Source organism: Streptomyces sp. NPDC051315 (assembly GCF_044455165.1).
Classification (GTDB): domain Bacteria; phylum Actinomycetota; class Actinomycetes; order Streptomycetales; family Streptomycetaceae; genus Streptomyces.
The window spans coordinates 107,743-120,392 of sequence record NZ_JBITEN010000021.1 but is presented as its reverse complement, the minus strand read 5'-3'; the positions used below and the strand labels follow the sequence as shown (position 1 = coordinate 120,392).

The following is a 12,650-nucleotide window of genomic DNA, read 5'->3' as shown; positions in this document are numbered from 1 at the left end:
CGTGGAGAACCTGATTGCGCTGCTGATCGCGGCGCCCCTGCTCGGAGCGGCCGTCCTCCTGGTCGGCGGCCGCCGGCTCGACGCCGTCGGCCACTGGATCGGCACCCTGCTCGCCGCCGTCTCCTTCGTGCTCGGCCTCGTCCTCTTCGCCGACCTGCTCGGCAAGGACGCCGACGACCGGACGCTGACGCAGCACCTGTTCAGCTGGATCCCGGTCGGCGGCTTCCAGGCGGACGTCGCCTTCCGCGTCGACCAGCTGTCGATGACGTTCGTGCTGCTGATCACGGGCGTCGGCTCGCTGATCCACCTGTACTCGATCGGGTACATGGAGCACGACGAGCGGCGCCGCCGCTTCTTCGGCTACCTGAACCTGTTCCTCGCGGCGATGCTGCTGCTCGTCCTCGCCGACAACTACCTGCTGCTGTACGTCGGCTGGGAGGGCGTCGGTCTCGCCTCCTACCTGCTCATCGGCTTCTGGCAGCACAAGCCCAGCGCCGCCACCGCCGCGAAGAAGGCCTTCCTGGTCAACCGCGTCGGCGACATGGGCCTGTCGATCGCCATCATGCTGATGTTCACCACCTTCGGCACCTTCGCCTTCGGCCCGCTGCTCGGCACGCACGAGGAGGCGGGGCTCGCCGGCGACGCGACGGAGGGCCAGCTCACGGCCATCGCCCTGATGCTGCTGCTCGCCGCCTGCGGCAAGTCCGCCCAGGTGCCGCTGCAGTCCTGGCTCGGCGACGCGATGGAGGGCCCCACCCCGGTCTCCGCCCTCATCCACGCGGCGACCATGGTGACCGCGGGCGTCTACCTGATCGTCCGCTCCGGAGCGATCTTCAACGCGGCTCCCGACGCACAGCTCGTCGTCACCGTCGTCGGCGCCGTCACGCTCCTGTTCGGTGCGATCGTCGGTTGCGCGAAGGACGACATCAAGAAGGCGCTGGCCGGCTCGACCATGTCGCAGATCGGCTACATGGTGCTGGCCGCGGGCCTCGGCCCCATCGGCTACGTCTTCGCCATCATGCACCTGGTGACGCACGGCTTCTTCAAGGCCGGCCTGTTCCTCGGCGCCGGCTCGGTCATGCACGGCATGAACGACGAGGTCGACATGCGCAAGTACGGCGGCCTGCGCACGTACATGCCGATCACCTTCGTCACCTTCGGCCTCGGCTACCTGGCCATCATCGGCTTCCCGGGCCTGTCCGGCTTCTTCTCCAAGGACAAGATCATCGAGGCGGCGTTCGCCAAGGGCGGCACCGAGGGCTGGATCCTCGGCGGCTGCGCGCTGCTCGGCGCGGCCATCACCGCCTACTACATGACGCGCGTGATGCTGATGACGTTCTTCGGCGAGGAGCGCTGGAGGAACCAGCCCACGCGCTCCCCCAAGGCGCCCAGCGCGGAGCCCGCCGCGGCCCACGGCGGCGACCACGCCGAGCCGCACCCGCACGAGTCGCCCAGGGTCATGACGATCCCGATGATCGTGCTGGCCGTCGGATCCGTCTTCGGCGGTGCCTTCTTCAGCATCGGCGACCGCTTCGTGCACTGGCTGGAGCCCGTCACCGGACACGAGCACGGGCACCCTCCGGTCAGCGCCCTGACGGTCACGCTGTCCACGGTGGCCGTGATGGTCATCGGCGTGGCACTCGCCTACGCCCAGTACGGCCGCCGCCCGGTCCCGGCCGTCGCCCCGCGCGGGTCGCTGCTCACCCGTGCCGCCCGGCGCGACCTGCTCCAGGACGACTTCAACCACGTCGTCCTCGTCCGCGGCGGCGAGCACCTCACCCGCTCCCTGGTGTACGTCGACCACACCCTGGTCGACGGCGTCGTCAACGGCACGGCGGCCTCGGTCGGCGGCCTCTCCGGACGCATGCGCAAGCTCCAGAACGGCTTCGCGCGTTCCTACGCGGTCTCGATGTTCGGCGGTGCGGCGGTCCTCATCGCCGCGACCCTGCTGATGAGGGCGGTCTGATACCGATGTCCTTTCCCCTGCTGACAGCGACGGCGGCGCTCCCCGCGCTCGGGGCGGTCGCCACAGCCGCCGTCCCGGCCGCGCGGCGCAACGCCGCCAAATCCCTGGCGCTGTTCTTCTCGCTCGCCACGCTCGCCCTGGCGATCGTCGTCCTGGTCCGCTTCGACCCGGGCGGCGACCGCTACCAGCTCACGGAGTCCCACTCCTGGATCGCCGACTTCGGGGTCAGGTACGAGCTGGGCGTGGACGGCATCGCGGTGGCGCTCATCGCGCTCACGGCGCTGCTGATCCCGTTCATCATCCTGGCGGGCTGGCACGACGCCGACCCGCTGGAGACGGGCAGCAAGCGGTGGCGGCCGACGCAGGGCTTCTTCGCCCTGATCCTGGCCGTCGAGGCGATGGTGATCCTCTCCTTCGAGGCCACCGACGTCTTCCTCTTCTACATCTTCTTCGAAGCCATGCTGATCCCGATGTACTTCCTCATCGGCGGCTTCGGCGACCGTGCCCACGAGCACGGCGAGGAGACGGCGTCCACGCAACGGTCGTACGCGGCCGTGAAGTTCCTCCTCTACAACCTGGTCGGCGGGCTGATCATGCTGGCCGCGGTGATCGGGCTGTACGTGGTCGCGGGGAACTTCTCCCTCACGGAGATCGCCGAAGCCCGGGCCAACGGTTCGCTCGACATGGCGACCACCACCGAACGCTGGCTGTTCCTGGGCTTCTTCTTCGCCTTCGCGGTGAAGGCGCCCCTGTGGCCGCTGCACACCTGGCTGCCCAACGCCATGGGCGAGTCCACCGCCCCCGTCGCCGTCCTGATCACGGCGGTCGTCGACAAGGTCGGCACCTTCGCGATGCTCCGCTTCTGCCTCCAGCTCTTCCCGGAGGCGTCGAAGTGGGCGACGCCCGCCATCCTCGTCCTGGCACTGATCAGCATCATCTACGGGGCGCTGCTCGCCGTCGGCCAGCGGGACATCAAGCGACTGGTGGCGTACGCGTCGATCTCGCACTTCGGGTTCATCATCATGGGCATCTTCGCGATGACCAGCCAGGGCCAGTCGGGCGCGACGCTCTACATGGTCAACCACGGGATCTCGACGGCCGCGCTGATGCTGGTCGCCGGCTTCCTGATCTCCCGGCGCGGCTCGCGGCTCATCGCCGACTACGGCGGTGTGCAGAAGGTCGCCCCCGTGCTCGCCGGCACGTTCCTGATCGGCGGACTCGCGACCCTCTCGCTTCCGGGCCTGGCGCCCTTCGTCAGCGAGTTCCTGGTCCTGGTCGGCACGTTCGCGCGGTACCCGGCGATCGGCATCATCGCCACCTTCGGCATCGTCCTCGCCGCGCTCTACACCCTCGTCCTCTACCAGAGGACGATGACCGGCCCGGTGAAACCCGAGGTCTCCACGATGCCCGACCTGCGCCCGCGTGAGCTCCTGGTCGTCGCCCCGCTGATCGTGTTGTTGATCTTCCTGGGCGTCTACCCCAAGCCCGTCACGGACATCGTCGACCCCGCGGTCAAGCAGACGCTGTCCGACGTACAGAAGAAGGATCCCCAGCCCGAGGTGGAGGCGGCCAAGTGAGCACAGCAGCCGTCCACAGCCTGTGGACAACCGCGGCCGACCCGATCTCGAAGATCGACGCGCCGAAGATCGAATACGCGCAATTGTCGCCCACGCTGATCGTCGTCGGCGCGGCGATCATCGGGATCCTGGTCGAGGCCTTCGTGCCGCGCAAGTCCCGCTACTACGCCCAACTCTTCGTCTCCGTCGTCGCGTTGACCGCCGCGTTCGCCGCCGTGGTGGCGCTGGCGGCGGACGGATACGGCACCACCAAGGCGCGCATCGCCGCGATGGGCGCGATCGCCGTCGACGGGCCGGCCCTGTTCCTCCAGGGCACCATCCTGCTGGCCGCCCTCGTCGGTCTGTTCACCTTCGCCGAACGACGGCTCGACCCGGTGGCCCACGGCAATCGCGTCGACTCCTTCGCCGCCCAGGCCGCGTCCGTGCCCGGCAGCGACAGCGAGAAGGCCGCCGTCAAGGCCGGGTTCACGACCACCGAGGTCTTCCCGCTGCTGCTCTTCGCGGTCGCGGGCATGCTGATCTTCCCGTCGGCCAACGACCTGCTGACCCTCTTCATCGCCCTGGAAGTCTTCTCGCTCCCGCTGTACCTGCTGTGCGCGCTGGCCCGCCGCAAGCGGCTCATGTCGCAGGAGGCAGCCGTCAAGTACTTCCTGCTCGGCGCCTTCGCCTCCGCGTTCACCCTCTTCGGCATCGCCCTGCTCTACGGCTACGCGGGCTCCGTCTCCTACGCCACCATCGCGCAGGTCGTCGACGGCACCGTCACCAACGTCAGCCCCGCCCTCGCCGACACCATGGGCAACGACGCGCTGCTCCTCATCGGCGCCGCGATGATCGTCATGGGCCTGCTGTTCAAGGTCGGCGCGGTCCCCTTCCACATGTGGACACCCGACGTCTACCAGGGCGCGCCCACCCCGGTCACCGGCTTCATGGCCGCCGCCACCAAGGTCGCCGCCTTCGGCGCGCTGCTGCGCATCCTGTACGTCGTGCTGCCCGGTCTGCGCTGGGACTGGCGGCCGGTCATGTGGGGCGTCGCGATCGTCACCATGCTGGGCGGCGCGATCGTCGCGATCACCCAGACCGACATCAAGCGACTGCTGGCGTACTCGTCCATCGCGCACGCCGGATTCATCCTCGCGGGTGTCATCGCCACCACCCCCGACGGTGTGTCCTCCGTCCTCTTCTACCTGGCGGCGTACTCCTTCGTGACGATCGGCGCGTTCGCGGTGGTCACGCTGGTGCGGGACGCGGGCGGGGAGGCCACCCACCTGTCCAAGTGGGCCGGGCTGGGCCGTCGGTCCCCCCTGGTGGCGGCCGTCTTCGCGGTGTTCCTGCTGGCCTTCGCCGGCATCCCGCTGACCTCCGGCTTCGCCGGGAAGTTCGCCGTGTTCAAGGCGGCCGCGGAGGGCGGCGCGGCGCCGCTGGTCGTGGTCGGTGTGATCTCCTCGGCGATCGCGGCGTTCTTCTACATCCGGGTCATCGTGCTGATGTTCTTCAGCGAGCCGAGGGCCGAGGGCCCCACCGTCGCCGTGCCGTCGCCGCTGACGACGACGGCGATCGCGGTCGGCGTGGCGGTGACGCTGGTGCTCGGTGTGGCGCCGCAGTACTTCCTGGACCTGGCCGGACAGGCGGGAGTCTTCGTGCGCTGAGCACCCCGGACCGAGCAAGCAGACCGGCCCGGCACCCGTACGCGGGGTGCCGGGCCGACCTGTGTACCGGGAGCGGCGCGGGTGCCGCTGACGGGAGGCGGAGGCGGAGAAGGAACGGTCACGGATACGGAACGGAGACGGACGGATACGGAGACGGATACGGAGACCGAGGCGGAACGGCTCCCGGTGCCGACGGCGACGGCGTGCCGGACGGTGAGGAGCGCACGGGCGGCGCCTGCGGATGCGGAAGCCTGTGGATAACTCCGGCCGTGTCAGTCCGGGCCCCTATCGTGGAGGCAGTGGTCGAGGGACGACACACGGGGGACGGGACTATGCGCGGGACAGGCGGGATCATCGAGATGCCAGGAACCACCGGGACACCGGGGACGGACAGCGAGGCGCTGGCCACGCTGCACCGCGTCTTCGGGTACGACGCCTTCCGCGGCGAGCAGGAAGCCGTCATCGACCACGTGGTGGCCGGCGGAGACGCCGTCGTCCTCATGCCCACCGGCGGCGGCAAGTCACTGTGCTATCAGATCCCGGCCCTGGTCAGGCCAGGCACCGGTGTCGTCGTCTCCCCCCTCATCGCGCTGATGCAGGACCAGGTGGACGCCCTGCGGGCGCTCGGCGTGCGCGCCGGGTTCATGAACTCCACGCAGGACTTCGACGAGCGGCGTACGGTCGAGGCCGAGTTCCTCGCCGGCGAGCTGGACCTGCTCTATCTCGCCCCGGAGCGGCTGCGCCTGGACTCCACGCTGGACCTGCTCTCCCGCGGCAAGATCGCGGTCTTCGCGATCGACGAGGCCCACTGCGTGTCCCAGTGGGGCCACGACTTCCGCCCCGACTACCTCACCCTGTCCCTGCTCGGCGACCGCTGGCCCGACGTCCCGCGCATCGCGCTCACGGCGACGGCCACGCGCGCCACGCACCAGGAGATCACCCAGCGGCTCAACATGCCGACGGCCCGGCACTTCGTGGCGAGCTTCGACCGGCCCAACATCCAGTACCGGATCGTGCCGAAGGCCGACCCCAAGAAACAGCTCCTCGGCTTCCTGCGCGAGGAACACGCCGGCGACGCGGGCATCGTCTACTGCCTCTCCCGCAACTCCGTGGACAAGACCGCCGAGTTCCTCTCCCGCAACGGCATCGAGGCGGTGCCGTACCACGCGGGCCTCGACGCGGGCACACGCGCGGCACACCAGTCCCGGTTCCTCCGGGAGGAAGGCCTGGTCGTGGTCGCGACCATCGCCTTCGGCATGGGCATCGACAAGCCGGACGTGCGGTTCGTCGCCCACCTGGACCTGCCCAAGTCGATCGAGGGCTACTACCAGGAGACCGGCCGCGCCGGCCGTGACGGACTGCCGTCGACAGCCTGGATGGCGTACGGCCTCAACGACGTCATCCAGCAGCGCAAGCTGATCCAGTCCGGAGAGGGCGACGAGGCCTTCCGGAGGCGGGCCGCGGCCCACCTGGACTCGATGCTGGCGCTGTGCGAGACGGCCCGCTGCCGCCGCGGACAGCTCCTCGCCTATTTCGGACAGGAGCCCGACCCGGCGGGCTGCGGCAACTGCGACACCTGCCTCGCGCCACCGGAGACCTGGGACGGCACGATCGCCGCCCAGAAGGTGCTGTCGACGGTGGTCCGGCTGCAGCGGGAACGCGGACAGAAGTTCGGCGCCGTACAGATCGTCGACATCCTGATGGGCAAGCGCACCGCCAAGGTGATCCAGTTCGACCACGACCAGTTGTCCGTCTTCGGCATCGGCGAGGACCTGTCCGAGGGCCAGTGGCGGGGCGTCGTACGGCAGTTGCTGGCGCAGGGACTGCTCGCGGTCGAAGGGGACTACGGCACGCTCGTCCTGACGGAGGCCAGCGGTGCGGTGCTCCGGCGCGAGCGCGAGGTGCCGCTGCGCAAGGAGCCGAAGAAGCCGGCCGCCGCGAAGTCGGGCTCGTCGTCCTCCGGCCGCGGCGACCGCAAGGCCAGAACGGCCGCCGCCGAGCTGCCGGAGGAACTGCTCCCCGCCTTCGAGGCCCTGCGCGCCTGGCGCGCCGAACAGGCCCGCGAGCAGGGCGTCCCGGCGTACGTGATCTTCCACGACGCCACCCTGCGGGAGATCGCCACGGTGTGGCCGACGTCGGTGCAGCAGCTCGGCGGCATCAGCGGCGTCGGCGAGAAGAAGCTGGCGACGTACGGGGAAGGCGTGGTCGCGGTGCTGGCGTCGCTGAGCGACGCCCCCGGCCCGACTCCGGGGGCGACACCGCAAGCACACGGCCAGGAGGACCCCGACGACCCCCACGGCCCGCACGACTGGCCCGAGACGGAGCCGGAGCCGGAGTCCGATGACTGGATCTGACGCCGTGAATCGCCGGACAGGTGATCCTGGTACCGGACGGGGCCTCAACGCCGCGCGTGGCGGATCTTCAGCCGTCCGAAGCCCATGGCCCCGGATATCCGGATCCTCGGCCCGCCGGGACCCGAGCGCCGCCGCGCCCTGTAGAGGGTGTCCTTCCACCCGTTGCGCAGACCCTCGACATCGACGATCGCGTCGCGAGGCACCGTGATCTTGGCTTTTCCGGTGCCGATGCGCAGCTCGATGTCGACCACCGGATGCTCGATGACGGCCCGGGACAGGTCGAGGTGGACCCTTCCGAACGCGGACTCGACCTTGAGGACCCGGGGCACGCGCCATGTGCCGCGCCGCTTGATCCGTCCGCTGACGGCGGCGATCGTGGACGTGGTGCCGGCATTCTGCTCCGGGAGCGAGGCCAGGGCCGACACGAGCTCGCTGTGCGTCTTGGCCGTGAGCACCTGATCGAGGCCTTCGTCCATCTCCTCGTGGGAGATGTGCCCTTCGGCGTACGCCTCCTGCAGGCGCTGCACGGCCGCGTCGCGGTCGTCTTCGCCGATCAGCGACGGCGGGTCTTCCGGCGGAGGGGTCACCGTCCCACTCTAGTGCCGCGCCGACCATGTGAACACGTCAAGGTTCGCACGGTGCAAGGCAGTTGAGGGGGCCGGTGGGTGGGGTTCAGGTCAGTGCCGTCAGCCCCGGGGCGAAGGTGATCAGCAGGGGCAGCAGCGGGACCAGCGCCGCCACCGTCGTCGTCAGCGCGCGGTGCCGGCGGAGCAGCCGTGGGGGCGGCTGGAGGAGACGGTCCACGCGTTCGCCCAGGAGGCGGCGGCTGGACGCGCAGGACAGGACGCCCCGGTGCTGGTTCAGCTCGATCAGGGCCAGCGCCGTGGTGAGGTGGCCGCAGCGGCGGGACGCCGTGTCGTCGGCGGCGAGTTCGACCAGCCGGTGGGTCTGGTCGCAGAAGTGGGCGAACAGCGGGACGCGCGGGAAGCCGGTCGCCAGGGCCGTCGACAGGTGCAGCAGCCAGTCGTGGTGGGCGCGGGCGTGACCGCGTTCGTGGGTGAGGACCGCGTCGAGTTGAGGGGAGGTGAGGCGGTGGAGGGCACCGGTGGTCACGATCAGTTGGGGAGGGTTGCCGGGCATCCACCAGGCGTCCGGGTACTCGTCCTCCAGGACCAGCAGCGGGCCCCGGGCCGGGGGCAGGCCCGCGGGCAGGTCCGGGGCGCGTTCCCGCAGGTGCGCGCGGGCCCGGCCGCGGCGGCGGCGTGCCTCGACCAGCTCGCGGGCGAGCATCGCGGTGGTCCAGGCGGCCCCGCAGGCCAGCAGCAGGGTCAGGGCCGTCGTCCACACCGGGCTGGTGGAGAGGTCGTAGGCCTCGGTCACGGCGGGCGGTGCGGGGGCGAAGACCTGACGGCGGACGGTGTGGAAGACGGCTGCGGCACCCAGCACCAGGGCCGTCAGACAACACAGCAGGACCGTGGCGACCAGGCACTGCCACACCCACAGCGCGACCACCGGTTCCCGCTCGGGCCACTCGGCCCGGGTCAGCGCACGCGGGGCCGGCACGGCGGCGGCCAGCGCGACGACGCTCAGCAGGAGCAGGCAGAGAGTCATGCCACGGGCTCCGGATCCTGGTCGGAGAGGACGGATGGAGAACGGGTCGGAGCGGACGGGCCGGCCGTCCTGACGGACCGGTCGGATCTGCCGGACCTGACGGACCGGCGGTGCCGGGCCGGGCGGCCGTGCTCCGGGTGCGCGGTGCGTGGTGCGGGGTGTGTGGTGCGTGGTGTGTGCGGCGGGTCCGGCGCGAGGACCGTTCCCGCCGCCAGTATGACGGCGGGAACCGCCGGAGTCAGCCCGCGAGAACCCGCCCGCTCACCTCTCCCAGGCCGACGCGCAGACCGTCCGGCCCCGGGGCCCAGGCCGACAGGGTCACCACGTCCCCGTCCTCAAGGTAGGTGCGCTTGCCGTCGGGGAGTTCCAGGGGGTCACGGCCGTTCCAGGTCAGCTCCAGGAGGGAGCCCCGCTGGTCTGCGGCCGGGCCGCTCACCGTGCCCGAGCCGTACAGGTCACCGGTGCGCAGGCAGGCGCCGTTGACCGTCATGTGGGCGAGTTGCTGCGCGGCCGTCCAGTACATGGTGGAGAAGGGGGGTTCGGAGATGACGTGACCGTTGAGGGCGACGGAGATGCGCAGGTCGTAGCCGGCGGGTTCGGTGGACGCGTCGTCCAGGTAGGGCAGCAGGGGGTGGGTGCGTTCGGGGGGTGAGATCCGTGCCGCCTCCAGCGCTTCCAGCGGGGTGATCCACGCGGAGACCGACGTGGCGAAGGACTTCGCGAGGAACGGGCCGAGGGGCACGTACTCCCAGGCCTGGATGTCGCGGGCCGACCAGTCGTTGAGGAGGCACAGGCCGAAGACGTGCTCGCGGAAGTCGGCGAGCGGGACCGGGCGGCCCTGCCGGGACGGCACGCCCACCACGAAGCCGACCTCGGCCTCGATGTCGAGCCGTGCGGACGGACCGAAGACGGGGGTGGGCTCCGTGGGCGCCTTGCGCTGGCCCGACGGGCGGACGACGTCCGTGCCGGACACCACGACCGTGCCGGCCCGGCCGTGGTAGCCGATGGGCAGGTGCTTCCAGTTGGGCAGGAGGGTGTCCGTGGCGTCCGGGCGGAAGATGGCGCCCGCGTTCCGGGCGTGGTGCTCGGAGGCGTAGAAGTCGACGTAGTCGGCGACCTCGAAGGGCAGGTGCAGGGTCACCGCGGAGAGGGGGTGCAGCAGCGGGGCGAGGGTGTCGTGGCGGGACGGGTCCGTGACCCACTCGGTGAGGGAGCCGCGGACCTCGAACCAGGTCGTGCGGCCCGCAGCCAGCAGCGGGTTGAGGGTCGGGGCGGTGAGCAGGGCGGCGTGCGGGGAGCCGAGGGCCCGGGCGGCGGCGCCCGCGTCCAGGACGTGGTCGCCGAGCCGGACGCCGACGGTGCGCTGCCCGGATCCGGGGAGGGAGAAGACGCCGTACGGGAGGTTGTGCGGGCCGAAGGGGTCGCCCTCGGGGAGGTCGAACGGGGCCAAGGGGGGCATCGGGTGCTGCCTCGCTTTCGTGCTCGCCGTGGATGCGCCGCGTGTGCGCCGCGCATGCGCCCAATATGCACATGTGTTCGCCGTGGCCGGATGCTCGCCATGTGCGGGTGTGGCGCGGCCGCTCCGGAGGCGCTCCGCCGGTGTGCCGAGCCGCCGCACACGTTACGGCTGACCTCGCGGGGAAGACACCGCGGCGACACGCACGTGACTCGGGAGGCGGGAGACGGGGTGGCCGACTCGCAGCGCTCCGCATCCGGTCGTGTACGGCACGTTGTCCACGGGCCGGACCGCATTCTTGACGGAGCGGTGCGAACAGGGAGACTCTGGGCGGGTGCTGGAAGGCCTCGGGGAGAGGGCTTTCCCCTGGCACACCTGGGGGGCGGATGGCCATTGGGGAGGCCGGCCTCGGGTCGGCGCGGCGTGGTGCACGGCCGAAACGGCTGGAAGAGACCATGCGCGGCAGACTCGGCCGGGAATGCGTGTACGTGCCGTCGTGCCGGTTCGGGCTGTTCGTGGCCTTGCGCCACTGGTGCCCGCCCGGCGGACGGGTGTTGATGTCGCCGGTCAACGACGACGTGATCTTCTTCGTGGTGCTCGCGGCCGGACTCAGGCCGGTGCAGGCGCCGTTGAACCCGCTGGACGCGTCGATCGACGTCGACGCGGTGCCCGCCGAGGTGTGGGGCTCGCTGTCCGCGGTGCTCACGACCAACCTGTACGGCAATCCGGACGACGCGCCGCGCCTGCGGGACACGTGCGACGCCCTGGGGATCCCGCTGTTGGAGGACGGGGCGCACGCCATCGGCAGCGAGGTGGGCGGTCGGCCGGTCGGCGCCTGGGGGGACGCCTCCGTCTTCAGCCTGTCCAAGCATGTCGGGGCCCAGGCGGGGGGCTTCCTGTCCTGTGCCGACCCGGGTCTGCGCGAGACCCTGGCGAAGACCTGCGAGGACCTGCTGCTGCCCGGCCGGCTCACCGCCGAAATCGCCTTCACGGTACGGCCGTACGCCGAGGCGGCCGTGCGGGGACTACGGCTTCGGCGGGCCGCGTGGGCCACGATGCGGCTGCTCGGGCTGATGGAGCGCGAGGAGATCAGGATGCCCTTGCGGGCGCGGGAACTGGCGCGGGCCGTCGAGAGGGCGCCGGACCTCACCGCGCACGACGCCTGGGTCCGCGTCGACATGCACGACTACCGGCTGCGGTCCGGCCCGCTGCGCCTGGGCCGCGTCGGGCGCAGGCTCGACCGACTGGACGGGGTGCTGGACGCCTGCCGGGCGGGCACCGGGCTGCTGCTGTCGACGCCGTGGGCGAGGTCGGTCGGGCACGGCGGGGGGAGCGCGGCGCCGGACGGGGAGCGGGCCGGCCTCGGCTCCCCGACCGGCTCGGGCGCTGTCCCGGGAACGGGGCGCGCCCAGCGGGGGACGCTGTCGGCCTCACGACAGGGCTCGGCGTTCCCTTCTGACTCCTCGGCCCCTTCTGACTCCTCCGCCCCTTCAGCCCCTTCTGACTCCTCCGCCTCTTCGGACTTGTCGACTCGTCCGGGGTCCTCGCCCGGGAGGGGCTTTTCGTCCGGGCCGGGGCCCGCCCGTTCGGGCTCCTCGCTCCTTCCGGGTTCCTCGGCGCGCACGGGTTCCTCGGCGCGTCCGGGCTCCTCGGTCCGTCCGGGCTCCCCGGCGCGCACGAGCTCCCAGGACGGGGCTTCCGCCGGGGCCGCGTCCGGTGTCCAACCACTCTTCCGTGTGCCCCTGTTCGTCGCCGACCGGGAGGCCGCGATCGCGGCGCTCGCGCGGCGGGGGATCGTCGTCGGGTACCTCTATGACCCGCCCCTGGACGACTACGCGGGGGCGGCCTTCACGGACCCCTCGCCCGATCCGGCCGGGGCCCGCTGGTTCGCGCGGCACGCGCTGCCCGTGGATCCGCTGCGGGCGCGGCAGGTCGTCGAGGTGCTTCAGGAGTCCGGCGTGCGGCCGGCCGACGCGCCGGGAGGGCTGGAGCCGACGCGTGGCTGAGACACGGGCCGGGACACACGCCGGGACACACACC

8 protein-coding genes are annotated in these 12,650 nt (G+C 71.4%); 5 read left to right on the top strand and 3 right to left on the bottom strand.

Annotated features, from left to right (window positions below; genetic code table 11):
* Position 1: 1 nt before the first annotated feature.
* The 4 genes from nuoL to recQ all read left to right on the top strand — a co-directional run bounded on the left by nuoL (position 2) and on the right by recQ (position 7,543).
* On the top strand, positions 2 to 1,966 hold the full coding sequence (gene nuoL, locus ACIBBD_RS32305) for an NADH-quinone oxidoreductase subunit L (protein WP_399423112.1): 1,965 nt from the start codon (positions 2 to 4) through the stop codon (positions 1,964 to 1,966).
* 5 nt (positions 1,967 to 1,971) lie between these two features.
* Positions 1,972 to 3,543 carry an NADH-quinone oxidoreductase subunit M gene (locus ACIBBD_RS32300; RefSeq protein ID WP_399423111.1) on the top strand — a complete coding sequence of 524 codons (1,572 nt, stop codon included), beginning with the start codon at positions 1,972 to 1,974 and terminating at the stop codon, positions 3,541 to 3,543.
* Positions 3,540 to 5,189, top strand: a complete 1,650-nt coding sequence (nuoN, locus tag ACIBBD_RS32295; RefSeq protein WP_399423110.1) for an NADH-quinone oxidoreductase subunit NuoN — start codon at positions 3,540 to 3,542, stop codon at positions 5,187 to 5,189. Before ACIBBD_RS32300 ends, nuoN begins: the two co-directional genes overlap by 4 nt.
* Before the next feature lie 332 nt (positions 5,190 to 5,521).
* Complete coding sequence (gene recQ, locus ACIBBD_RS32290; RefSeq protein WP_399423109.1) at positions 5,522 to 7,543, top strand: DNA helicase RecQ; 2,022 nt, start codon at positions 5,522 to 5,524, stop codon at positions 7,541 to 7,543.
* A gap of 44 nt (positions 7,544 to 7,587) precedes the next feature.
* Here recQ and ACIBBD_RS32285 read toward each other — a convergent pair whose 3' ends face one another.
* The 3 genes from ACIBBD_RS32285 to fahA form a co-directional block, all read right to left on the bottom strand.
* Positions 7,588 to 8,130, bottom strand: coding sequence for a DUF1707 domain-containing protein (locus ACIBBD_RS32285; protein WP_399423108.1), 543 nt, complete (start codon positions 8,128 to 8,130; stop codon positions 7,588 to 7,590).
* An 85-nt stretch (positions 8,131 to 8,215) separates the two neighbouring features.
* Positions 8,216 to 9,154, bottom strand: coding sequence for a M56 family metallopeptidase (locus tag ACIBBD_RS32280; protein WP_399423107.1), 939 nt, complete (start codon positions 9,152 to 9,154; stop codon positions 8,216 to 8,218).
* 238 nt (positions 9,155 to 9,392) lie between these two features.
* On the bottom strand, positions 9,393 to 10,604 hold the full coding sequence (fahA, locus tag ACIBBD_RS32275) for a fumarylacetoacetase (RefSeq protein ID WP_399423157.1): 1,212 nt from the start codon (positions 10,602 to 10,604) through the stop codon (positions 9,393 to 9,395).
* A 392-nt stretch (positions 10,605 to 10,996) separates the two neighbouring features.
* Here fahA and ACIBBD_RS32270 point away from each other — a divergent pair, with 392 nt between their 5' ends.
* Entirely contained in the window at positions 10,997 to 12,616 is a 1,620-nt protein-coding gene (locus ACIBBD_RS32270) for a DegT/DnrJ/EryC1/StrS family aminotransferase (protein WP_399423106.1), read from the top strand.
* Positions 12,617 to 12,650 lie beyond the last annotated feature (34 nt).